Consider the following 23,464-nt stretch of genomic DNA (forward strand, 5'->3'; position numbering starts at 1 on the left):
CAGGATCAAAGCGGAGGATAAAGCGGCCAAAAGCCGCGCCCCAACGCGGGGTGGAGCAGTCCGGTAGCTCGTCAGGCTCATAACCTGAAGGTCGCAGGTTCAAATCCTGCCCCCGCAACCAGATTAAATATGGTCGCCACACCGCCCTAACGGGCGGTGTTATCGTTTGAAATACTGCATTACCTTGGGCGACGGTTGTTTCGTTCCTTGGACAGGTGGGCGAATTCTGGGTTTTGTGGTGTTCCCCTGAAATTGTTGAGCCTGGCGCTGGATTGACAGTCTCTTGTTAGCGTCTAACGCGTTGAGCCGGACGGTACGATGCGATGTAGGATCACCAGACGGCAAATAGTCTGAACCTTCAGGGATCATGTGAAGCGGCATGCCGACGGCGGATGCGGGCCGGGGGCGGGCAGTCACGAGGGGTTGGTTTGGCGTTTGCTGCTCGGGCACTATTCTGGTGCATGATGGTAAAGTGCCCAACCATAGGGTGTTCCGCCAAGAGTGTCTGCGGGATCGTTGCTGTTGCTTTCCGTCTGCGCCAAGCCCTGCCGTCATTGATGCCCGGGTGCTCGCGATCCGGACGGCCCAACCTTCGACTTTTGTTGGCTGGTTCGGAACCGATTTCTTCAAGAACCAATCGTGCCTTCTAGTAACCTAGCCACCCAAGGTCTGCATCAGGTCCTCTAGCAGAAGTTTCACATTCGCCATCTGGGCAAAATTCGGGGTCCGGCCCGCGGTGACGTTGGTGAAGATCTGTTCGTAGCGTTCGATGATCGTATCGAGTTTTTCGGCGAGGTGACTCGTTGATGGGAGCGGCGCAGAACCGCCGCGCGGCCCCAGCGATTGGCCGTCCAGAGTTCGTTCCAGTTCACGCCTGCGATGGATCTCATGCGCGAGTTCCTGTTCCAGATCCGCGAGTGCGATGCTGCGCAGCACGACGCGTTCATCCAGCGTGGCATTTGCTCGGCGCAGGTCCTCGGCAGAGCTGCGCTTGTCCATGTGCGCTTCGATCCGCGCGCGCAGGACATCGAAGTCGACCGGCTTGGTCACGTAATCGTCGGCTCCGGCACCCAGTGCTTCGATCGTGGCGCCGCTTTCGGCACGGGCGGTGACCATGATTACCGGCAAATCGCGCGTGCGAACGTCATTGCGCAGATGCTGCAAAACCTCGATGCCGTTCATCTGCGGCATCATGTAATCAAGCAGCACCATGTCGGGCAGGGTGGTGGCAATGCTCGCGAGGGCGGCAAACCCGCTGTCGACGCTTTCGACCATGTATCCATAGCGTTCAAGCCTGCGGCAGAGCACGGCGCGGTTGGCTTCCATGTCGTCGACCACGAGAATCCGGCGGACGGAAGGCGAACCCGTGGTTTGGGCAGGGCTGGTCATGCGGCGTATCCTTCAATGTCCGTTCCGTCGCCATCGCCAACGCGGCGGCCAAGGTTCTGTATGCGTCCGGTCAGCACGCGCGGCGACAGGCCGTTCTTGGGCAGGAGCTGGACGATCTTGCCATCAAGCTGCTGAGCTTCGTCTTCACTGAGCACCTTGCCGGTAACGACGATGACTGCGGGGCGGGTGCTTTCAGGCATGGCGGATATCCGTTCGATCAACTGGAAGCCATCGCCATCGGGCATGCGCAGATCGGTCACCACGAAGGTGAAGGTCTCTTCCTCAAGCGCCTGCGCCGCGGCGCTGCCGCTGCTGGCAAGCCGGGTCTGGTAGCCCATCTGCACGAAGCCTCGGTCATAAAGGCGGGCGGTGGCAACATCGTCTTCGACAATCAGCACGCGCCCGGTGTTGCGCTTGGCATACTGATTGAGGATTTCGGCCATATCCTTGCGGTTGACCGGCTTGATCAGGTGCTCGGCAGCGCCCGCCGCAAGCGCGCGGCGGCGGTCATCATCGACCGTGACCACGACGGTCGGAATGCTGCTGAGCGCTTCGTCCTGCTGAAGCAGATCGAGCACCTGCCAGCCATTGCAGCGCGGCAGACCGAGATCGAGCATGATGACATCAGGCACATGCTGACGCGCGAGTTCGAGGCCGGTGACCCCGTCGCGAGCGACGGCCGTGGCGTAGCCCGAGTGTTCGGCAAGCCGCAGCAGCAGTTGCGCGGCGCTCGTCTGATCTTCGATGATAAGGGCGAGTGGCGCTCCTGCGGGGCGCTCCCGATCATTGGCATCAAGCGCCTTCCCTTGGCTTTCCGGGCTCGGTCCGGGCGCATGCGCTTCATCGGCAGGACACAGATCGCGCTGCACGCGCAGGGTAAACGTCGAGCCTTCCCCGGGGGCGCTGTCAACCTCAACCCGGCCGCCAAGCATTTCGGCAAAACGCCAGGTGATGGTCAGACCGAGGCCGGTGCCGCCATAAGTGCGCGTGGTGCTGGTATCCGCCTGCACAAAGGGCTGGAACAACCGGTCAAGCTCTGCCGGGGCGAGGCCGATGCCCGTGTCGGAGACGGAGAAGACAAGTTCGTCGCCTTCCGTGCGGCCGAGGATGAATATCTGCCCGCCCTCGGTGAACTTGCAGGCGTTCGAGCCAAGATTGAGCAGGCATTGGCGCAGCTTGGTATAGTCGGTGTTGGCCTGCTGGATTGCAGGGTCCATCATCACCTGAAGGCGATTGCCCTTTTGCGCGGCGATCGGTTCGAGCATCCCGGCCACTTCATGAAGGAGGCGGGATGGGTCGAACTCATGGACATCCACCTCCATCCTTCCTGCCTCGATCTTTGACAGATCGAGGATGCTGTTGATCAGCGCAAGCAACTGATGCGCCGAACTGTGGATCCAGCCCACGTCGTCGCTTGAGCGCGGCATGTCGGCGCCGGACAGTTCTTCGCGCAGGATTTCGGCATATCCGATGATCGCATTGAGCGGGGTGCGCAGTTCGTGGCTCATGTTGGCGAGGAACTGCGACTTTGCCACGTTGGCCTTTTCTGCATCGTCCTTGGCCTGGCGCAGTTCGTTTGCGGTTTCGGAAAGCGCAGCGTTCCGGTCCTCGATCTGGCCGAGCATCGAATTGAAGGTGGTGCTGATGGTGTTGAAATCGGGATCGGGATCAGCGTGCAGGCGAACACCGTAATCGCCCGAGGTGGTGATGCGAAGCATCGCCCCCAGCAGGCTGTCAATGGGGCGATAGGCGATCCGGTTCATCCAACGCGTAAGGAGCAGGACGATCAGGAACGAGAATACCGAAATCTGCAACGCGACCAGAGTGTTGTCGACCAGGATATCGCCGAAGTCGCGGTAATGGACGCCCATTCTGAGGCGGCCGACGGGATCGCCGTCTGCAGCGATAGGGTATTCGAGCGTCCTGTCCCACTCTGCTGAGTCTTGCCGCGCGCGGGGCTGGGCGGAATAAGTGGCGACGATTTTGCCATCGGGGGTCATGACCTCGGCCCAGCCAATGTCCTTGATTCCGGCCACGGTGGCGAGCGTTTCGCTCGCGGCGCGTGGATCGGCGAACAGCACGGCTGGCGCAACGTTCGCGGCGAGGATCGATGCTGCCTGCTGGTGACGTTGCGCAGCCTGCTTTTCCTCGTTCGCCAATTGCAGCCCGATCAACCCGAGCATGGCCAGCAAGAGCGCGCTGGCGACGGCAAGTCCGGTGAGCAGCGAAAGCTTCGTCCGGAAGGACTGGCGCGACAGGAACCGATCCACCGGGCCGAAGCGGGTCATCGCACTGTCCGGGAGGCGAGGCGAAGCAGATGCGAACTGATGGTTACACCGGTTTCGTTTGCCGTGCGCAGGTTGATTTCAAAGCGGATCTGCGCGCCCGTGCGGACTAGGCCGACCGTCCCGCCGGCGCTTGTGAAGCCGCCTCCATCCCCGAACACCAGGGTGCCACGTTGACGGACACGCGCGATGTCCGCGGAATCACCGTTGCCGATGAACACCGCATCACATCCAGTAGCAGAACTGCCGTCGAAGCTGCGATACAGCACTTGCCGGTTGCCGGCGCGCTGGCCATTGAGACCGGCGAACTCACCGGAACCGGCCGCGCCACGCAGGGCGCAAAGCGTGATGGGCTGGCTGGCAGGCTTTCCCGGAAACTCGACATAGCGCATGATGTTGAAGACGATGGCCGCCTTGAGCGCGTTCGGGTTGGACACCTGGCCCGTGGCGGGTGCGCCGCCCGCAACCGCGACTGCGGTAGCGATGGCGAGGGCGGACTTGGGAAGGATACGCATCTGCATCCCTCCTCAGAACCGGTAACGCAGATGGGCCGAAACCGCGCGGGGTATGTAGGCCGGCGGGGCGGGATAGTCTTGCTGGTTGAATTCGATGTGGCGAGACTGCAGCAGATTGGTGCCGACGACGGAAAACTCGGCGCCGTTACGCAGGCGATAGGTGAGGCGCAGATCGGCGGTGGTATAGGCCGGGATCTTGCCATTGTTGAGTTGGCCGACGTGCCTCAGCTGCGCGTCTACCGATACTGTGTCGCCGATATCGAAATTGTTGCGCAGCGCGATCTGGTTGCGGGGAGAATAGGTCAGCGGGAACAGCAGTGTGGATGGCGCGCCCGTAGTCGGATCGGTGCCCAGCCTGTAGTTGAAATGCGAATAGTTGAGCGTTGCCTTCCACCACGGTGTGAGATTGCCAGCCAGTGTCGCTTCGCCCCCCCAAGTGTGCGTCTTGCCGGAATCGAGAAAGCCGACATCAACCTGCACGCCCACCGGGAATGGTACGTTCGGCACGAAGATCAGGTTGGAGCCGGTCGGAATGTTGACCGTGAGTGACGAGTAATCGTTGTAGTACCCCGCGACGTCGAGCGACCACTTGCCGCCCAGGTCGACGCGGGTACCGGCTTCGTAGGCGATCAGGACTTCGGAATTGCGATCGTTTACGCCGTTCAGCGTGGTGTAGATCGGCAAGGGCGTGGGGTTGTTCGGCTCACCCGGCAGCGCCACGAAGAACGAAAGGTGGGCGTTGCGTTCGAACCGGGATGGAGTGCGGACCGCGCGGGATACCGCTCCCCACAGGGATACGCGTTTTGCAGGGCGGAACAGCATCCGGGCGCTCGGCTGGATTTCAAACCCGGTGAAGTTGTTGTTCTCGACCTTGGTTCCGATCGTCAGGCGCAGAACTCCGGGGATGAGCGTGATGTCATCCTGCACATATCCGCTGATCCACCGGTCGGTTGCCGAGAGCGTGTCGAAACGGACATAGGGCGTCTGCATGATATCGTCGTGCAGGAGCCGGGCGCCGACGCCAAAGCTGATATCGTGCGTGTCGCTGGCCCGCCAATGCAGGCCGAAATCCAGATCGGCAAGCTGCCAGCGGACGCCAACGCCACCGAACTCGGTGCGGTTCAGGCGATTGTACTGCGCCTGAAGTGACCAATCGAGCGTATCGGACTGGCGACGCGTCCAACGACCAAGCACGTTGATTGACTTGAAGACGTTTTCCGCCTGGAACTGGAAGTAACCCGGCGCGAACAGGTTGGTGTTCACGAGGCGGAAAGGCGTGTCGAACTTGCCTTCGCCATATTCGCCCTGCAATGTGAAGGCGTTGTGGTCATCGGGCTCATAGTCGAGGCGAAGGCCGCCTGAGCCACCTGCCCAGCGCCGCCCGATATCCTTGCCCTGTGCATCGACCAGCCCGTCCTCGTGGCGATAGCTGCCATAGGCGCGATAGCTGAACGCGTCGGAAACGCGTGCACCGTGTGAAAGGCTCAAATCCTGCTGGCGCGTGCCGCCGCGCAGATCGACCGTCGTGCCACCACTGTCGGCGCTGTGCTTGGTGATGATGTTGATGACGCCGTTGGATGAGTTCGCTCCCCACAGGGAGGAACCCGGTCCGCGAACGACCTCGATCCGCTCGATATCGCTCAACGGCATCATCAACTGATCCCAGAACACGCCGGAAATCGTGGAGATGAACTGCGAACGCCCATCGACCATGACCAGCAGCGAGTTCGTCAACCGGCTATTGAAGCCGCGGATCGAAACGGCGTAGCCACCATTGGCCAGTTGCCCCACTTCGACACCGGGAACGCCACGGAGAAGATCGGGAATTGTCCGTGCGGCCGAACGACGGATCTCATCCTGGGTGATGACATAGACGGCGGCGGTTGAATCGCTGACCCGCTGGCGCTTCTTGGCGACAGACGTGGATTCGAGCGTGAGCAATTCCTCAAGCGAGACATCTAGCAGGCTGGCCGGCGCGGGGGCGACAGCATCGTCCGATGGTGCGGTTGCTTCGGCGTACGGCTCGGGGACAGCCTGGGCGCTGGCGAGGGCCGGCGTGGCCAGCAACGACAAGGCGAGGAGAGCCCGGCCAATTGCGAGCCCCGATGTCGCGCCTTTCACGGCGGAAGGAATACTTGTCGTATACATGGCTCTGTCCTGTCAGGCAGCGCTGGTTAAATTCACGCGTGGTCGGCGGCGGGTGGAATCACCGATCATTTCGCGCAGATGCTTAAGTTTCATCGGCCGTGCCGTGAGAAAGCCCTGAACCAGATCGCAGCCCATCGCGGAGAGCAGGTCGATTTGCGCCTCCGTTTCCACCCCTTCGGCCACGGTATGCAGGCCAAGGCTGTTGGCCATGCTGATGATCGTCTGGACCAGCACGCGGGCCTCCGGCTTTACCGTAAGGTCCTTGAGCAGCGCCTTGTCGATCTTGAGACGGCTGATCGGCAGGGCTGTCAGCAGGGCGAGGTTGGAATATCCTGTACCGAAATCGTCGATGGCGATCGTCACGCCCAGGTCGCTCAGACGACGCAGGCGGTCGGCCGCCAGTTCAGGATCGCGCAGGGCGACTTCTTCGGTCACTTCGATCTGCAGAAGGTGCGGGGGCACACTCCAGCGCGTGAGCGCGGACTTCACCGTGGAGATGAAATCGATCCGTTCGAGATGCGTTGGCGAGATGTTGATTGAAACCTGCAGCGGTTGGCCAGAGCGTTCGAACTCGGCAATCCGCATCACCGCTTCGCCGATCACCCATTCGCCGATCGTGGGGACCATGCCCGTGCGATCGGCCAGATGCATAAAATGGCGGGGAAGGAGCAGGCCCCGGCTGGGATGGGGCCAGCGGATCAACGCCTCCGCCATGTCGAACGACCTTGTCCGCAGATCGTAGAGCGGCTGATAGTAGAGTTCGAAATTGCCACGACTGGCAGCGTCCCGCAGTTCCTGTTCGAGAACTGCGGAAGCGCGCGCCTCTTCATCGAGTGAGGCGTCGAACAGGGCGAAACGGCCGCGGCCCGAATGCTTGGCGTTGTACATCGCGGCATCGGCAGCGCGCAGCAGTGCGGCATAGTCGCTGCCGTCTTGCGGCGATTGAGCAATACCGACGCTGGCCCCGATACACAGCGAATGCGCGCCGATCTCGAACGGTTCTCCCAGCGCGCGGACAATGCGCGAGGCGATGCGTGGTGCCATGGAAGTGACTTCTGGGTTTGCCATGAAGAAGACGAATTCATCGCCGCCAAGGCGCGCCAGCAGTTCGAACGAGCCGTGCTGGAAGGCCTGCGAGGTATCGCGACGAACAGCCAGTTCAAGCCGGTCAGCAGCGGCGCGAAGCAGGCTGTCGCCCACCAGGTGGCCCAACGTGTCGTTGATGGTCTTGAAGCCATCGAGATCGATGAAGAACAGCGCAGCCGGCTGCTTGTTCGGCAGGGCCGAAATATAGGGTTCGACCCTTTTCTGGAAATGTGCGCGATTGCAAAGACCGGTCAGCGCGTCGAAGTGCGCCGCTTCACGCATGTCGTCCACGCGCTGCTGCACCCTGGCCGCGAGCTCGGCGAAGACCTTGCGTGCTTCCGGCCGGTGGCGGAAGCGGTCCTTGTCGACGTCGGTATCGAAGCGGCCCTGTCCGATTGAGACCACGGCGTCGAGGAGTTCGGCGACTTCAAGGTTTTGGCGCCTGCGTTGCAGCATGGCTGTGCCGATGGCGGCCGTGTTGACCAGTACAAGTGCGCCGACGAGCATGTAGAACGCAGCCGCAGGCGCGAGCATTCGGCCCATGAGCAGAGCAGCGACGCTGGATGCGCCCAAGCCGAGCCATGGCAAGGCCAAATGTCTTTGCTGCACGATCAAGTTTTTTACCATACGCTCTGGCGCCGGTTTGCACCCAACCAGGCTGTATCAATCGTGCAGTAAAAACTTCATGTTAATGGGGGTAGTATTACACCAAGTGGTGAAAGAGTTAGTGTTTCCAATTGCTTAGTGGGTGTAGGGCTGTTGATTTAGTCAATATGGAAACTACTGATAAAACAGTCATATACGGAAGCGTGCCTAGGTGTACATGACTAGTTTTTGAAGGAGGCTGGTCTAGTGGGATGATATGAAAGTCCCATTCATAAACCATGCAGCCAGTTCCACCGGCGTCTTTGCGGCGCTCATTCTGGCTATTGCCCCCACTACCGGACAGGCAGCGACAGCGACCGACACCATGGCCGTGTCGGCTACGGTGCAGAGCGCCTGCATCGTTGCCGCGAGCGCCCTGTCGTTCGGCTCGTACAATCCGACAGCCGGCACCAATGCCGATGCCACGACCACGCTGAGCGTGACCTGTACTTCCGGCACGAGCTACACGGTTGGCCTCAGCGCCGGCAACGGCAGTGGCGCCACGGTTACCAGCCGCAAGCTGACCAACGGCGGCAATACACTGAACTATGCGCTGTACCAGGACTCCGCCCGCACCACGAACTGGGGCAACACTCCGGGCACGGATACCCCCGCGAGTGCGGTGGCAGGATCGAGCGCGACAACACTGACGGTCTATGGACGCATTGCATCGGGGCAGAATGTCCCGGCGGGCAGCTATACCGACAGCGTGACGGTGACGGTCAACTACTGATGCACCAGCTCGCGCGTCTTGTGCCGTTCGCCCTGCTGGCGACGATGTGGGGCCACCCGGCACAGGCCGGTGCCATCCGGGTAACACCCGTGCGGGTAGAGGTTCCGGCAGGACGCCAGTTCTGCGCGCTGACCGTGGGCAACGATGCGGAGCGACCGGTTACGGTGCAGGTCCGGGGATTTGCCTGGACGCGCGACGAAAATGGGTCAGACACGCTTGATGCTGGCAATGCGCCGGTGGTGAACCCCGCCATTGTGACCATCCCCAAGGGGGAAAGCCGGCTGGTTCGCTGCAGCCTTCCGCGCGATACGACTGGCGGCGCTGCGGAACAGCAGTGGCGGCTGATCGTGGACGAGTTGCCGCAACCTTCATCGGAAGTAGCGCCGGGCTCCGTGCAAACGCTGCTGCGCCTTTCGGTGCCTGTGTTCCGCACGCCGGACAAGGCGACGCCCCAGCTGGGCTGGTCAGTGGTGCGCACAGGTGATGGAACGCCTGCCTTGCGGATCACCAATTCCGGCGCGCGTCGGGTGCAGGTCGTCAAAGTGGTGATGCATCTGCGCAGCGGACAGGATGCGCCGCTCAATCGTGGGTTCTACCTGCTGGCAAAAGGCGCAATGGTACTGCCCGTGCGACCGGACATCGCGCACGATCTTGCATCCGTTACTGCGGACACGGATATCGGCACGATGAGCCTGGCACCTGCCGTGCGGGCGGAAGGCGCGCCTGATGGCAAGCTGGACTTGTCGCAGACCGCCAAGCAGTAGCTGCACGGCCGAGAGCGCGGCTTGTGTCCTCAACCATCCGCTTCTGTGCAGCTTTTGCGGCACTCGCCATGTCATCGCCAGCAATGGCTGATGCGGTGCCTGAAGCTCCGCGTCCGGTTGGGTTGATTCTCAACGGTATGGCCATGTCGGAACCGGGGCTGCTGGTGGTGCAAGGGGGGAACCTGTTCACCCGCGTCGAGGACCTGCGCCAGCTGGGCATCGAGGCGTTTACTGCGCCGGTTCTGCCGATTGAAGGGCAGGACTATGTGGAACTGGGGCACATCGCCGGCCTTTCCGCCGAGCTGGATGATGAACGCACAAACCTGAAGATCTCGGCGAGTCCTGAAGTCTTTCCACACCTCGCCTTTGGCCAGGGCAATGCGCGGGCCACACTTTCGCCAATCCTTCCCGCGCAGTTCCTTGGCTATGATCTGGTCCTGTCCTCGCAGGGTGGCGGCGTCGGTCTGTCGGGGCTGGTCGATCTTGGCATGTCCGGCCAATGGGGTGTGCTGGGCACCACCATGCTGCTGGCTGGGCGTGGTGGCCATGCAGTCCGGCTGGACACCAGCTTCAGGCGGGAATTTCCCCAGCGGCGCCTGCGCATCGGGCTGGGGGATGCGGTCAGCCGGCCGGGACCGGGAGGGCAGCCGATCCGCTTCGGCGGGATCCAGTTCGGCACCGACTTCTCGCTGGACCCGGATTCGATCAATTTTCCGCTTCCGGTCCTGCTGGCAAGCGCCGCGCTGCCCAGCACGGTCGAACTGCTGTCGGAAGCGCAACGGCAGAGCTATGAAGTCGGCCCTGGATCTTTCGACATCGCCTTGCAGCCGCGCATGACCGGGGCCGGGCAGGTGACGATGAACATCCGCGACGTGACCGGCCAGACGCGCACGATCGTGCGCGATTTCTACACAAGCACCGACCTGTTGCGACCCGGCCTGACCGATTTCACCGTCGAAGCAGGCGCGTTGCGGCGGAACTATGGTGTGGCTGGCGCCGATTATGGCGCCTTCTTCGCCGCCGCGGCGATCCGTCGTCCGCTGTCATCATGGTTTACGGCGCAGGCGCGCGCGGAAACCGCGGGGGGGACATCGGTGATTGGTATTGGCGGAAGCTTTGTGGTCGGGGCGCTGGCAGAGGTGAATTCAAGCGGCGCTCTATCCTTCGCCGATGGGCACCGCGGCCACGATTTGCGCGTCCAGGCCCGTCGAACAACGTCGGCCTACAGCCTTTCGGCCAGCTTCGAAACGGCCTCTAAGGATTTTCAGTCACCGGGGCAGGCGCCTTCCCAGACCGGAGAACGCCGCGAGATGACATTGGCGGCCAGTCTTCCGCTCGGTCGGTGGGGCGGACTCAATCTTGCGCAAGCGCTTCTGGATTCAGGCCGCAACACACCATCGGCGCGGCGATTTTCGATCACATCTGCCTCTTACAATACCAGCCTGTGGGGCGGCGCGCTGGGGGGCGGCGTGCAGCGGAGCATCCGACGCGGTGGTGGGCAGGCCCGCACGGACTGGTCGGTCTTCGCCAGCTATACCCTGGCCATCGGCCCGCAGACGCGCGTTGCGCAGTTTGCCGAATCCGGGCGTGCGGCCGCCACGTTCGACCGATCCCTGCCTGATGGCCCGGGGTGGGGGTTGCGCGCACTTGTGGGGCAGGATCGCGGCAGGCCATGGCTGGAAGGAGCCTATATGGTCCGGACGGCGGCTGGCGATTTCGGCATCGATGCGGCACGCCGCGGATCGTTTTCCGGAATTCGCGCTACCGCGAGCGGCGCATTGGTGCGGGTGGCGGGCACGGTTCTGGCTACTCCACGCCTTGATTATGCCTTTGCGCTGATCGACGTGGACAGCGACGATACGGTAACGGTAACCTTGGAAAACCGACCACTGCCGCGCAAGGCCGGAGCCGGGCGAAAGGTGATCGCCACCGGGCTGCAGCCCTATGCCGCCAACCATATCGGGATCGATGGATCGAATGTGTCGATCGACTCCGCGCTTGCGTCCACCGATGCGGTGGCGACGCCGGGGTGGCGGCAGGCCGCAGCCGTGCATTTCGGCGACAGCAGCCGCCATCCTGCCAGTTTCCGCATCATGGACGGAACGGGACACCCGATCCCCGTCGGGGCAATCGCGCGATGGAGCGGGGGCACAGGCGTGGTGGGATATGATGGGGAAGTGTGGATGGAAGACCACACCCCCGGAGAGGCGATGATCATCAGCATGGGGCACCGGCAATGCCGGTCTATCGTGCCATCGGGCGGTGCCGGCGGTGCCGAAAGCCCGGGACGCACGATGGCCTGCGAGCCCTATATCGAAGCGGAGGATGTCCTGTGACTACGTTGCGATCATTGTTGGGAATTCTGGCGCCTCTTGCCATTTCGTTGCCTGGGCCTGCCAAGGCGTCATGCGCAGCGTGCAGTTGCTCGGCATCGGCTACGAATCTCAACTTCGGGACCTATGATCCGGCAAGATCCACGCCCACCCAGGCGACATCCAGCGTTTCGGTGAACTGCTTTTCGTTCATCGTGCTGATGGTGGGTACTATCGACATCGGCCTGACGGCCGGAACGTCGGGGACAGCGACAACCCGGACGCTGGCGAATGGTACTTCACGATTGAACTACAACGTTTATGAAGAAAGCGCCCTGATCAACATCTGGGGCGGTCTGGGCAATGGCGGCCTGCTTGAGACGCTCTCGATTGCCGGACTGCTGACCTACACCAAGCAGTTGACTGCTTATGGCAGCATCCCGCCGCGTCAGTGGGTGAAGCCCGGAACCTATTCGGACTCTGTCGTGGTGACGGTGATGTTCTGAAGGCTTCGCGCCGTGGCGGATCACACGGTTCCGCCCTGCAGGCGGGCAACTTTTTGCTTCCCCCCCATGGGCCTGGCAAGGCAAGGCTGTTGCCATGGATAAGGCGGCCTGATCATGACTGCAGACGTTTCGCAGCAGGCGATCGCGCTGGCTGCCGCGCTGGCTGCAGGCCTGCTGGTGGGGCTTGAACGCGGCTGGCGGCAACGGGACCGGCCCGACGGCAGCCGCGCCGCAGGTTTCCGTACGTTCGGCCTGCTGGGGCTGGCCGGCGGGCTGGCGGGCCTGCTGCCCGATGCGCTGGCCTCGGTGGTCGCGCTGGTGGTGGGGTTGGTGGTTGTTGCCGGTTATCATGCCGAGACTGACGGGCCATCACGATCTGCGACGACGGCGGTGGCGGGATTGCTGACCATCGCGATCGGCATTGTGGCAACGCGGATCGGGCCGGCGCTTGCCCTAGGGTCGGCTGCGGCGTGTTTTGCGCTGCTGAACGCGCGGGCAACGATGCACGGCCTGTTGCGCGGCATGGGCGAGGAGGAGATCGACGCGGTGGCGCGGTTCCTGCTGGTGGCGCTGGTGGTGCTGCCGCTGCTGCCCGATGCGCAATTCGGTCCTTACGATGCGTGGAACCCGCGACGGATATGGCTGGTGGTCGTGCTGGTGGCAGGGCTTTCGTTCGCCGGATATGCCGCATCGCGCCGATGGGGTGGGGAACGCGGTCTTCTGGTTGTGGCAGCGAGCGGTGCACTGGTCTCCTCGACGGCGGTAACCGCCGATTACGCGCGGCGGATGCGGGCCGAGCCGGAGCGCGAGGGCGCGCTGATGGCAGGCATCGCGCTGGCCTCGGTGGTCATGTTCCTGCGTGTGCAGGTGATCACATTGGCCCTGGCGCCGATGGCGCTGCCGGCGCTGGCGCTTGCCTTGGCCCCGGCAACGGCGGTGGCGGTGGTCTTTGCGGTGCTGGCCTGGCGGCGGCAGCATGGCTCGCCGGAGGCGGCGGTGAAGCTGGGCAACCCGCTCGATTTCCGCCCGGCACTGGGCCTGGCCGGGATGGTGGCGGTGCTGTCGGTCGCCGCGCGCTGGGCGCTGGCGACGTTTGGTGGCAACGGCATGGCAACGGTGCTGGCGCTGACCGGGATGATGGATGTGGATGCCGCGGTGATCACGCTGGCGGGCCTGCCTGCGGGCGCGGTAAATCCCGGTCTGGCGGGATTGCTGCTGGCCGGGCCGGTGCTGGCCAACACCCTGGTGAAGGCGGGCATGGCCATGGTGCTGGCGCCTGGACGCGCCGGGCTGAAGGCCGCGCTGCCGCTGCTGGCGTCGTTCGGGGCATCGGTGCTGGCGGTGGGGCTGTGGATGCTGCAGCGCATGATGTTGTAAGCGCGCATCATCGCTGCACGGATTAACCGGAGACAACAATTCCGGCTGACTCTTGCGCCGAGAATCGGTAAGTATCGTGCACCGTCAAAGACGTTCGCCCGGCGCGGTCTTGGGAGAGGATGCGAAAAAATCGCACCGCGCCGGGCGTTACGTCTTCCTTTCAGACAGATAGCATCTCGATTGCTTCGTGCGGGCGCGGTGATACCGTGCCGGTGATGGGGTGCACGAAGGGGGAGCGGGCATGAGCCTTGGCCTGGCAGCGTGGATCGCGCTGTGCCTGATCGGCGTGCTGTTCGGCGTGGCGGCCGTTTTCGAAGCCCGCGCCAATGCAGCGCGGGCGCGGCCCCGGCTGCGCCACATGGCCTATACCTTGGCGCTTGGGGTCTATTGCTCCAGCTGGACCTTTTATGGCGCAGTGGGCAGCGCGGTGCGCGAAGGGTGGAACTTCCTGCCCATCTATCTCGCCCCGGCGCTGCTGATGGCGTTCGCCCCCGGCTTTCTGCGGAAACTGGCCGAGGCGGTGGAGCAGGAAAAGGCGACGACGATCTCCGACTTCATTGCGGCGCGCTTTGGCCACGATGCCGGGATGGCCCGGCTGGTGACGGTGACCGCGATGTGCGGCATGGTGCCCTATGTCGCGCTGCAACTGCGTTCGATCGGCATCGCAATCGTGGCGGTGACGGGCCGCGTGGGGGCTGAACCATGGGTCATGGCGGCCGCTTCGGCAGTGCTGGCGCTTTTTGCGATCCTGTTCGGCGCCCGCCGTTATGAGGTGGCCGGCCGCAACGAGGGCATGCTGTTTTCCGTTGCGCTTGAATCGCTGATCAAGCTGGCGGCGCTGCTGATCGTGGCGGGGGTGGCACTTTGGGTGATCGCGATCGCGCCCGAACCGTGGGTGCGGTTTGGCTGGGCCGAGCTTTCCCGCCGCTTCGCGCCCGAACACCTGGGGCTGGAATCCGTGGTGATCGGCCTAGTTTCCGCCATGGCGATCCTGGTCCTGCCGCGCCAGTTCTACATCGCGCTGGCCGAAGCGCAGGATCCGGCGGACCTGCCCCGCGCGCGGTGGGGCGCCGCTGGATATGTCGCAGCGATGGCCGGGCTGATCATCCCCATCGCGCTGGCGGGGCTCGTGGCCCTGCCGGGCGACGTTCCGCCCGACCTGTTCGTGCTGCGCCTGCCCGAAGCGGCGGGGCAGCACTGGGCGGTGGTGGCCGCGCTGCTGGGCGGGATCAGCTCGGCAGCAGCGATGGTGATCGTGGATTCCACCGCGCTGGCCACGATGGTGTCCAACGACCTGATCTTTCCGGCAGTGTTGCGCAGCGGCGGCCGCGTGGACGAGGCGGGCGACATCGGACGGCGGATGCTGCTGGTCCGACGCGTGGCGATCGTCATCGGCATCGCGCTGTCCCTGGCCTGGGCGCTGCTGCTTCCGCCACGCAGCTCGCTGGCTTCGATCGGGCTGGTGGCGTTTGCCGCAATGGCGCAGTTCACCCCGCACCTGCTGCTTGGCGTTATCGGCACCGGTCGTGATGCGCTGGCCGGCAAGGCTAGCCTGGCCACCGGTTTCGCCCTGTGGCTGTGGACGCTGGCGCTGCCGCCGATCCTGCCGCCGGAGTGGCTGGCAGGGCTGGCGCAGACGCCACTGGACCCGCTGCGCCTGTTCGGCATCGGGCACGCAACGCCGCTTGTGCATGGGGTGGCATGGAGCCTTTCGGCCAATCTGATCGTACTGTTGCTGACAGAGGCGGGCACTGACCCCCGGCGGCGCTTGCCGCGCATGGTGCGCGGGGCGCGCCCGGTGCGCAACCAGGGCGAACTGGCGCAGCTGGCGGCGCGCTTCATCGGTGAAGACCGGGTGGAGGAGGCCTTCCCGCCCGCGCTCCATGCCGCACCGGTGGATCGGGTGGCGGCGCGCCGCGCGCAGGATCTGATCGCCGGAGTGGTCGGCGCATCGTCCGCGCGTGCGCTGGTGGCCTCGGCGCTCGCAGGCGGGCAGCTGGGGCTGGACGATGTGACCCGCCTGCTCGACGAAGGCGGGCAGAGCCTGCGCTTCTCGCGCCAGCTGCTGGCGGCGACGTTCGAGAACCTGCCCTCGGGCATCAGCGTGGTCGATGCCGATCTGAACCTGGTGGCGTGGAATGCCCGCTATGTCGAACTGTTCGATTATCCGCCGGGCATGGTGCGTGCAGGCGTGCCGGTGGCAGACCTGATCCGCCACAACATCGCGCGGGGCGATTACCCGCGCCCGGTGGAGGCCGAGGTGGAGCACCGGCTGCAGCGCCTGCGTGAACGGCGGCCCTATGTTTCCGAACGCATCCGCAAGGACGGCCGGGTGATCAAGTCGGTCGGCGGACCCATGCCGGGCGGCGGCTACCTGACCTCGTTCACCGACGTGACCGGAGAGGCGGCGGCGCGAGCCGAACTGCGGGCGACGCTGGAACAACTGGAAACGCGCGTGGAGGAGCGCACGCGCGCGCTGTCCGAAGCGAACCTGCGGCTGGCCGAATCCGGGCGCGAGAAGACGCGCTTCCTGGCGGCTGCGAGCCACGACCTGCTGCAGCCGCTGCACGCGGCGCGGCTGTTCTCCTCAGCGCTGGAGCGGCAGGTGGCCGATGGCCCGAAGAAGAGCCTCGTGGCGCGCGTCGACCGCTCGATCGTGGCGGCGGAAAATCTCCTGCGCGCGCTGCTCGATATCTCCAAGCTCGATGCCGGCGGCATCCAGCCCAACCCCGAAGTGGTGGCGCTGGGCCCCTTGGTGCGCGACATCGCCGAGGGCATCCGCCCGCTGGCCGAGGAGAAGGGATTGCGGCTGATGGTCGGCCCTGCCTTCGGCGTGGTGGAGACCGACCCCGGCCTGCTGCGCTCGGTGCTGCAGAACCTGCTGTCCAACGCGGTGCGCTATACCGAAAGGGGCGGCATCCTGATCGGGGTGCGCCGGCGGGAAGGCGCCTTGCGGATCGATGTGGTGGATACGGGCGTGGGCATTCCGCCCGACCAGCGCCAGGCGATCTTCGCCGAGTTCACCCGGCTGGGCCATGTCGAGGCGGAAGGGCTCGGTCTGGGGCTGGCCATCGTCGAGCGCATCGCGCGGCTGCTGGGGCTGGGCATCGACCTCGCCTCGCGGCAGGGCCACGGCAGCCGGTTCTCGGTGACGATTGCGGAATCGGCGCAGCCTGCGGGAGAAGCCGAGCCGGCCCGATCGCCCGCAGGCGTACCTGCGCGGCCGCTGCGTGTGCTGGTGGTGGACAACGACCCGGCCATCCTCGAAGCCTCGACGGCGCTGCTGGAGGCGCTGGGGCATGGCGTGGTTGCCGCAACCGGAACGGCGCAGGCGCTGGAAATGGCCCCGGATGCCGAAGTGGCGCTGGTGGATTACAACCTCGATGACGGGGAAGACGGCCTTGCGCTGGCCGACGCCCTGCGCCGTGCCCGGCCCGGGATGGCCATCGCGATGATCACTGCGGAAAGCGGTGCGGCGCTGAAGCGCAAGGCGCAGCGGCGGGACATCGCGTTCTTCACCAAGCCGGTCGATCCGGCCGCGCTCGAATCGTTCCTTGCCTCTGCCTCAGTGCGCGAGGTCGAGGCCTAGCGACCGGGCGACAAGCGCCGCCTGCGTGCGGTTCTGCACGTCCAGCTTGCGCATGATCGCGGTCATGTGCGCCTTCACGGTCGCCTCGCTCATGCCAAGGTCGAAGGCGATCTGCTTGTTCAGCTTGCCGTCCAGCACCGCGAGCAGGACCTTGAGCTGGGTGGGGGTGAGGCCCGCCACTTCGCCGCGCACCTTGTCCACGGCGCTGGTCTTTTTCACCGGGGCGGTCGATCCGCCGAGCGCGGCGCGGATCGCGTCCTCGATCTGGGAAAGGTCGGCGTCCTTGCGCAGAAAGCCGACCGCGCCAAAGGCCCGCGCTTCCTCTGCCGCGTTGGCCCCTTCGGCGCTGGAGACGACCAGGATCGGCACGTCCGGCTTTTCTGCGTGGAGGAGGGCGATGCCCGAATAACCGATGGCGCCGGGCATTTTCAGGTCGAGCGTGACGAGGCGCAGGTCCTCTGCCTCCGACGCCGCCTTCGCGGCGGAGGCGAGCGTGCCCGCCTCGATCACCCGAAGGTCCGGCGCAACTGTCGCCACGGCGACCGCCAGCGCCTGCCGGAACAGGGGATGGTCGTCGGCAATCAGGATCGAACCGCTCATCGCTCCCCCGCGTGGCCGCCCTGCGTGCGCCCTTAATCAGGCGGTGGCGAGGTGCGGCCGGTTGGCGAGCAGATTATCGACAACCGACGGATCGGCAAGGGTGGAGGTGTCCCCCAGGTTCGACACGTCGTTTTCGCCGATCTTGCGCAGGATGCGGCGCATGATCTTGCCCGATCGGGTCTTGGGCAGGCCCGGCGCGAACTGGATCACGTCGGGCGTGGCGATCGGGCCGATTTCGTGGCGCACCCACGCGATCAGCTCCTTGCGCAGCGCCTCGTCGGGCTCGATCTCGGCATTGCAGGTGACGAAGGCATAGATGCCCTGTCCCTTGATGTCGTGCGGCATGCCCACAACGGCAGCCTCGGCCACTTTCGGATGGGCGACCAGCGCGCTCTCGATTTCCGCCGTTCCCATGCGGTGGCCCGAAACGTTGATCACGTCGTCGATGCGGCCGGTGATCCAGTAATAGCCGTCCTCGTCACGGCGGCAGCCGTCGCCGGTGAAGTACAGGCCCTTGAACGTGCTGAAATAGGTCTGGAAGAAGCGTTCGTGATCGCCCCACACCGTGCGCATCTGGCCGGGCCAGCTGTCGGTGATGACCAGGCAGCCGTCGGTCGCACCGTCGAGGAAATTGCCGTCGTTGTCGACCAGCGCGGGCTTCACGCCAAAGAACGGGCGGCTGGCCGATCCGGGCTTCAGCGGCGTGGCGCCGGGCAGCGGGGTGATCATCGCGCCGCCGGTTTCAGTCTGCCACCAAGTATCCACGATCGGGCAGCGGCTTTCGCCCACCACCTTGTGATACCATTCCCAAGCTTCGGGATTGATCGGTTCGCCCACCGAGCCGAGCAGGCGCAGGCTCTTGCGGTTGGTCTGCTTCACCCAGTCATCGCCTTCGCGCATCAGCGCGCGCAGCGCCGTGGGGGCGCCATAGAAAATCTCGACGCCGAACTTGTCCACCACCTGCCAGAACCGGCTGGGATCGGGGAAGTTGGGCACGCCCTCGAACATCACCGTGGTCGCCCCGTTCATCAGCGGGCCGTAGACGACATAGCTGTGCCCGGTGACCCAGCCGATGTCCGCCGCGCACCAATAGACCTGGCCGGGCCGGTAATCGAACACGTACTGATGGGTGATGGATGCCCAGACCGAATAACCACCGGTGGTGTGCAAAACGCCCTTGGGCTTCCCGGTCGATCCCGAGGTATAGAGGATGAACAGCGGGTCTTCCGCGTTCATTTCCTCGGGCGCGCAATCGGTGGGCTGGGCGGCAACGGCTTCGGCCCAGTCAAGGTCACGGCCTGCCACCATCGGCACGGCGCCACCGGTGCGACGCAGGACGATAACGGAATCGACCGCAGGGCACTGCTGCAGCGCCTCGTCCACGTTGGCCTTGAGCGGAACCTTCTTGCCCCCGCGCAGGCCTTCGTCCGCGGTCAGCACTATACGGCTGTCGCAATCGGTGATGCGGCCGGCCAGCGCGTCGGGGCTGAAGCCCGCGAACACGATCGAATGGATCGCGCCGATCCGCGCGCAGGCGAGCATCGCCACGGCTGCCTCGGGCACCATCGGCAGGTAGATGGTGACGCGCTCCCCCTTCTTGACGCCCCGGCTTTTAAGCAGGTTGGCAAAACGGCAGACGTCTTCGTGCAACTGGCGATAGGTGATGGCGCGGTGGGTGTCGGTCGGGCTGTCCGGCTCCCACAGGATGGCAACGGCATCACCACGCTCGGCAAGGTGACGGTCAAGGCAGTTGGCCGAAAGGTTCAGCGTGCCGTCCTCGAACCAGCGGATGCCGAAATCGGCCTCGTGGTAGGATGTGTTCTTCACCTTGGTGAAAGGCTTGATCCAGTCGATCCGCTTGGCCTCCTCGGCCCAGAACGCGTCAGGCTCTTCCACGGAACGGCGATACATCTCGTGATACCGCGCTTCGTCGATCAGGGCGCTTTCAGCCCACTCTGCCGGAACCGGGTACACTGCCTCGCCCATTTCGGGGACTCCTCTCAACTCGCGCCTTCTGGCATTTTCGCTAGGGCGGGCTGTACCGCATGCGACGGCTCACCCGCCCCTAGACCATGGTCGTAGATATAAGACCAAGCTCCGGCTGGATGCAAAGCCCGGTCTGACGAAATCTGCCTGCGAGTGTCTCAGGAGATGGACACCCGAAGGAGAGGGGCGTCAGATGACGATGATTTCGCGTAACCGCGCCATGCTGCTTGCCGCCACGATGATGGCGCTGCCGGCTGCGGCGCAGGCCAGGCCGACCGCGCACGAGGCAGAGCTCGAAGCCCGCATCGCCAGGCTCGAAGCGCAGGTTACACAGATGGCCGGCGCGCTGCAGGCCGCGCAGGCGCAGCAGGCCCAGGCTGCCACGCTGGCCAGCGCGGCACAGGCGCGCAGCGACGAGGCCGTGGCCAGCGCAGCGCAGGCAACGGCCAAGGTCGCCGCGCTTGAGGCGAAGCCCGCACCTGCGCCGGCCGAAGGCTTCCGTTCCGGCAACACCACGATCCGGCTGGGCGGATACCTGAAGATGGTCGCGTCGAGCAGCCACTTCAGCAACGGATCGGTGCCCACCAACATGCTGGGCCGCGATTTCTACCTGCCGCAGACCATTCCCACCACGCCGGGCGGCCGCGGATCGACCACGCAGGATTTCACCGCCAAGCAGACCCGCCTGTGGCTCAACCTGGACTCGCAGGTGGCCGGCCACACAGTGAAGGGCTACCTCGAAACCGATTTCCAGACGACGGCGGACGCGGTGCAGAACGTGCCCGGCGGCGGCACCCAGCGCACCACCAACGGCTATACCCTCGCGCTGCGCCGCGCCTTCCTGCAGGTGGACCGCTTCACCTTCGGCCAGGACTGGACCACGTTCCAGTACGTGGCGGCCCTGCCCGAGACGACCGACTACGTCGGCGGGGCGGAAGGCACCGTGTTCGTCCGCCAGCCGCTGATCCGCTATTCGCATCCGCTGGCCAAGGGCCTGACCCTGCATCTCAGCGCCGAAAACCCCGAAAGCGCGCTGGTGACCGCAGGCTCCACCGCCACGCTCGAAAGCGGCACCGACCACCTGCCCGATTTCGCCGCACGGCTGGCCTGGACGGGCAAGCGGGCCGAACTGTCGCTGGCCGGCCTCGCGCGCCAGGTCCGTGGCGAAAGCAACGGCAGCGCACTGGTCAACAACGTGGCGAGCACCGGCGCGGTCGGTACTGGCGTCACCGCCACCGGCCTCGGCGCCAGCGTGGGCGGCAAGCTGTTCCTCAACGACGCGAAGACCAGCGACATCCGCTTCATCGCCACCTATGGCCAGAACATCGGCCGCTACGTGGGCCTGAACTTCAGCCCCGACGCGGTCTACAACCCCGCCACCAACCGCCTGACCGACGTCACCACCTTCGCCGCGCTCGCCGCCGCGCGCCTTTCGCTCACTTCGGCGTTGCGGGTCAACGTGATGGGCAGCTACCAGCATGTGGGGTACGACAAGGCGCTGGCCCTCGCCAGCGTCTCGGGCCTCAACCGTGAAAGCTGGAGCGGGGCGGTCAACCTGTTCTACACGCCGGTGAAGGGCATCGACCTGGGGGTGGAATATCGCCACGGCAAGCGCACCGTGTTCAACGCCACGCAAGCCGGCGGCACCGCCAGCGGCACGCTCGACCGCGTGGAGATCGCCGCGAAATACAGCTTCTGAAAGATCATAACGGGAGAGGACCGATGGTTCACCACGATACGGCGGAGGAATACGCCGTCCTGCCACGGCACCACGTGGCCACGCATGACGAGAAACTGATCATCACCGCGTCCTCGCTGGGCACGGTGTTCGAATGGTACGATTTCTACCTCTACGGCCTGCTCACCGCGATCATCGCGGCGCAGTTCCTCACCGGGCTCAACCCCACCACCTCGTTCATCATGGCGCTGCTGGTCTTCGCGGCGGGCTTCATCGTGCGGCCCTTCGGCGCGCTGGTGTTCGGCCGCATCGGCGATCTCGTCGGCCGCCGCTACACCTTCATCATCACCCTGCTGGTGATGGGGCTGTCCACCTTTCTCGTCGGCTGCCTGCCCACCTACAAGACGGTCGGCGTCGCCGCGCCGATCATGCTGGTGGTGCTGCGCATGTTCCAGGGCCTGGCGCTGGGCGGCGAATATGGCGGCGCGGCGACCTATGTGGCCGAACATGCCCCTGCCGGAAAGCGCGGGCTCTACACCAGCTGGATCCAGATCACCGCCACCGCCGGCCTCGCCATGGCGCTGCTGATCGTGATCACGGTGCGCTCGCCCGTCACCGGCGTGGGTGAGGAGGCGTTCAAGGAATGGGGCTGGCGCGTGCCCTACCTGCTTTCGGGCCTGTTCCTGATCGTGGGCCTGTGGCTGCGGCTGAAGCTGCACGAAAGCCCGGTGTTCCAGAAGATGAAGAGTGAAGGCACCGCCTCGAAGGCCCCGCTGACCGAAGCCTTCGGCCAATGGAAGAACCTCAGGATCGTGCTCGTCGCGTTCTTCGGCGCCATCGCCGGCCAGGCGGTCGTGTGGTACACCGGCCAGCTCTACGCCATGTATTTCCTTGAAAAGATGCTCAAGGTCGATGGCCTCACCGCCAACACCCTGATCATCATCGCGCTCGCCTGCGCCACGCCGTTCTTCCTGTTCTTCGGCTGGCTGTCTGACAAGATCGGGCGCAAGAAGATCATCCTCACCGGCTGCGCGCTGGCCACGGTCACGCTGTTCCCCGCGTTCCACGCGCTGACCACGGCGGCCAACCCCGCGCTAGCCAGGGCGCAGGCGACCGCGCCGGTGGTGGTCACCGCCGATCCGGCCGAATGCTCCTCGCAGTTTGATCCGGTGGGCGCCAACAAGTTCGACACCACCAGCTGCGACATCGTGAAGAACGCCCTCGCCAAGGCAGCGGTCAATTACAAGAACGTCGCGGCCCCGGCCGGCACGCTCGCCACCGTCACCGTGGGCACGGACGTCTTCACCGCGCCCGATCCAAAGGTGCTGGCCGGAGACGAGCGCAAGGCCGCCATCGCCGCCTTCACCGCCAGGGTCGTCGGCGCACCCGCTGTCCCGGCCAAGCCCGCTGCCGATGGCAAGCCGGCCACCGAAGCCAAGCCCGCGGTTGTGGGTGAACTGCAGAAGGTGGGCTACCCGGCCAAGGCCGATCCGGAACAGATCAACAAGCCGCTGGTCGTGGCGATCCTGTTCTACCTCGTGCTGCTGGTGACCATGGTCTATGGCCCCATCGCGGCGCTGCTGGTCGAACTGTTCCCCAGCCGCATCCGCTACACCTCCATGTCGCTGCCCTATCACATCGGCAACGGCTGGCTGGGCGGGTTGCTGCCGGCGATCGGCTTCGCCATGGTGGCCGCCAACGGCGATATCTACCACGGCTTCTGGTATCCGGTGGCGGTGGCTGCGGCGACCTTCGTCTTCGGGCTGCTGTTCCTGCCCGAAACCTACAAGCGCAATATCGACGACTAAAGTCAGGGTTCCGCCACGTCTTGCCCTGGGTCAAGGCGTGGCG

Annotated in this window: 15 protein-coding genes and 1 tRNA gene; 9 read left to right on the forward strand and 7 right to left on the reverse strand. The window is 64.8% G+C overall.

Annotated elements, in window-relative coordinates:
• Positions 1-44: 44 nt before the first annotated feature.
• A tRNA-Met gene (locus tag POM99_RS05970) sits at positions 45-121 on the forward strand.
• 533 nt (positions 122-654) lie between these two features.
• Here the strand turns inward: POM99_RS05970 and POM99_RS05975 are convergent.
• The 5 genes from POM99_RS05975 to POM99_RS05995 are packed head-to-tail and all read right to left on the reverse strand — an operon-like array spanning position 655 to position 7,966.
• Positions 655-1,389, reverse strand: a complete 735-nt coding sequence (locus POM99_RS05975; RefSeq protein WP_277275938.1) for a response regulator — start codon at positions 1,387-1,389, stop codon at positions 655-657.
• Positions 1,386-3,677: a response regulator gene (locus tag POM99_RS05980; protein WP_277275939.1), complete on the reverse strand. Its 2,292-nt coding sequence runs from the start codon at positions 3,675-3,677 to the stop codon at positions 1,386-1,388. Before POM99_RS05980 ends, POM99_RS05975 begins: the two co-directional genes overlap by 4 nt.
• On the reverse strand, positions 3,674-4,189 hold the full coding sequence (locus tag POM99_RS05985) for a YfiR family protein (protein WP_277275940.1): 516 nt from the start codon (positions 4,187-4,189) through the stop codon (positions 3,674-3,676). Before POM99_RS05985 ends, POM99_RS05980 begins: the two co-directional genes overlap by 4 nt.
• A 12-nt stretch (positions 4,190-4,201) precedes the next feature.
• On the reverse strand, positions 4,202-6,337 hold the full coding sequence (locus tag POM99_RS05990; protein ID WP_277275941.1) for a TonB-dependent receptor plug domain-containing protein: 2,136 nt from the start codon (positions 6,335-6,337) through the stop codon (positions 4,202-4,204).
• A 12-nt stretch (positions 6,338-6,349) separates the two neighbouring features.
• On the reverse strand, positions 6,350-7,966 hold the full coding sequence (locus POM99_RS05995) for a putative bifunctional diguanylate cyclase/phosphodiesterase (protein WP_277275942.1): 1,617 nt from the start codon (positions 7,964-7,966) through the stop codon (positions 6,350-6,352).
• A 319-nt stretch (positions 7,967-8,285) separates the two neighbouring features.
• Between POM99_RS05995 and POM99_RS06000 the strand changes: the two genes are divergently transcribed.
• The 6 genes from POM99_RS06000 to POM99_RS06025 all read left to right on the forward strand — a co-directional run bounded on the left by POM99_RS06000 (position 8,286) and on the right by POM99_RS06025 (position 17,349).
• The gene (locus tag POM99_RS06000; RefSeq protein ID WP_277275943.1) at positions 8,286-8,801 is read left to right on the forward strand and encodes a Csu type fimbrial protein; all 516 of its coding nucleotides are present in this window, start codon (positions 8,286-8,288) and stop codon (positions 8,799-8,801) included.
• Positions 8,801-9,565: a fimbrial biogenesis chaperone gene (locus tag POM99_RS06005; protein WP_277275944.1), complete on the forward strand. Its 765-nt coding sequence runs from the start codon at positions 8,801-8,803 to the stop codon at positions 9,563-9,565. Before POM99_RS06000 ends, POM99_RS06005 begins: the two co-directional genes overlap by 1 nt.
• A 68-nt stretch (positions 9,566-9,633) precedes the next feature.
• A complete protein-coding gene (locus tag POM99_RS06010) occupies positions 9,634-11,901 on the forward strand; it encodes a fimbria/pilus outer membrane usher protein (protein WP_277275945.1) in 2,268 nt (755 codons plus the stop codon).
• Positions 11,802-12,383, forward strand: a complete 582-nt coding sequence (locus tag POM99_RS06015; protein ID WP_277275946.1) for a spore coat protein U domain-containing protein — start codon at positions 11,802-11,804, stop codon at positions 12,381-12,383. Before POM99_RS06010 ends, POM99_RS06015 begins: the two co-directional genes overlap by 100 nt.
• Before the next feature lie 114 nt (positions 12,384-12,497).
• A complete protein-coding gene (locus POM99_RS06020; RefSeq protein ID WP_277275947.1) occupies positions 12,498-13,760 on the forward strand; it encodes an MgtC/SapB family protein in 1,263 nt (420 codons plus the stop codon).
• Positions 13,761-14,001: 241 nt separating this feature from the next.
• Positions 14,002-17,349 (forward strand): hybrid sensor histidine kinase/response regulator, encoded by a 3,348-nt coding sequence (locus tag POM99_RS06025; RefSeq protein ID WP_277275948.1) that lies wholly within the window; start codon positions 14,002-14,004, stop codon positions 17,347-17,349.
• Here the strand turns inward: POM99_RS06025 and POM99_RS06030 are convergent.
• Both POM99_RS06030 and acs read right to left on the reverse strand, forming a co-directional pair.
• Entirely contained in the window at positions 17,326-17,949 is a 624-nt protein-coding gene (locus POM99_RS06030; protein ID WP_277275949.1) for a response regulator, read from the reverse strand. The two genes, POM99_RS06025 and POM99_RS06030, sit on opposite strands and share 24 nt — an antisense overlap.
• Positions 17,950-17,985: 36 nt before the next feature.
• The gene (acs, locus tag POM99_RS06035; protein ID WP_277275950.1) at positions 17,986-19,935 is read right to left on the reverse strand and encodes an acetate--CoA ligase; all 1,950 of its coding nucleotides are present in this window, start codon (positions 19,933-19,935) and stop codon (positions 17,986-17,988) included.
• 193 nt (positions 19,936-20,128) lie between these two features.
• Between acs and POM99_RS06040 the strand changes: the two genes are divergently transcribed.
• A complete protein-coding gene (locus tag POM99_RS06040; protein ID WP_277275951.1) occupies positions 20,129-21,634 on the forward strand; it encodes a DcaP family trimeric outer membrane transporter in 1,506 nt (501 codons plus the stop codon).
• A gap of 23 nt (positions 21,635-21,657) precedes the next feature.
• Positions 21,658-23,421 (forward strand): MFS transporter, encoded by a 1,764-nt coding sequence (locus POM99_RS06045; RefSeq protein ID WP_277275952.1) that lies wholly within the window; start codon positions 21,658-21,660, stop codon positions 23,419-23,421.
• Positions 23,422-23,464 lie beyond the last annotated feature (43 nt).

The organism is Novosphingobium cyanobacteriorum (genome assembly GCF_029436685.1).
Classification (GTDB): domain Bacteria; phylum Pseudomonadota; class Alphaproteobacteria; order Sphingomonadales; family Sphingomonadaceae; genus Novosphingobium; species Novosphingobium cyanobacteriorum.

Excerpts from the sequence above, each read along its gene's own strand:
- POM99_RS06015 (WP_277275946.1), top strand. The coding sequence starts at position 11,802 with ATGCCGGTCTATCGTGCCATCGGGCGGTGCCGGCGGTGCCGAAAGCCC.
- POM99_RS06000 (WP_277275943.1), top strand. The coding sequence starts at position 8,286 with ATGAAAGTCCCATTCATAAACCATGCAGCCAGTTCCACCGGCGTCTTT.
- POM99_RS05975 (WP_277275938.1), bottom strand. The coding sequence starts at position 1,389 with ATGACCAGCCCTGCCCAAACCACGGGTTCGCCTTCCGTCCGCCGGATT.
- POM99_RS06025 (WP_277275948.1), top strand. The coding sequence starts at position 14,002 with ATGAGCCTTGGCCTGGCAGCGTGGATCGCGCTGTGCCTGATCGGCGTG.
- POM99_RS05995 (WP_277275942.1), bottom strand. The coding sequence starts at position 7,966 with ATGGGCCGAATGCTCGCGCCTGCGGCTGCGTTCTACATGCTCGTCGGC.
- POM99_RS06010 (WP_277275945.1), top strand. The coding sequence starts at position 9,634 with ATGTCATCGCCAGCAATGGCTGATGCGGTGCCTGAAGCTCCGCGTCCG.
- POM99_RS06020 (WP_277275947.1), top strand. The coding sequence starts at position 12,498 with ATGACTGCAGACGTTTCGCAGCAGGCGATCGCGCTGGCTGCCGCGCTG.
- POM99_RS06030 (WP_277275949.1), bottom strand. The coding sequence starts at position 17,949 with ATGAGCGGTTCGATCCTGATTGCCGACGACCATCCCCTGTTCCGGCAG.
- POM99_RS05980 (WP_277275939.1), bottom strand. The coding sequence starts at position 3,677 with ATGACCCGCTTCGGCCCGGTGGATCGGTTCCTGTCGCGCCAGTCCTTC.
- POM99_RS06005 (WP_277275944.1), top strand. The coding sequence starts at position 8,801 with ATGCACCAGCTCGCGCGTCTTGTGCCGTTCGCCCTGCTGGCGACGATG.
- POM99_RS06045 (WP_277275952.1), top strand. The coding sequence starts at position 21,658 with ATGGTTCACCACGATACGGCGGAGGAATACGCCGTCCTGCCACGGCAC.
- acs (WP_277275950.1), bottom strand. The coding sequence starts at position 19,935 with ATGGGCGAGGCAGTGTACCCGGTTCCGGCAGAGTGGGCTGAAAGCGCC.
- POM99_RS05985 (WP_277275940.1), bottom strand. The coding sequence starts at position 4,189 with ATGCGTATCCTTCCCAAGTCCGCCCTCGCCATCGCTACCGCAGTCGCG.
- POM99_RS06040 (WP_277275951.1), top strand. The coding sequence starts at position 20,129 with ATGACGATGATTTCGCGTAACCGCGCCATGCTGCTTGCCGCCACGATG.
- POM99_RS05990 (WP_277275941.1), bottom strand. The coding sequence starts at position 6,337 with ATGTATACGACAAGTATTCCTTCCGCCGTGAAAGGCGCGACATCGGGG.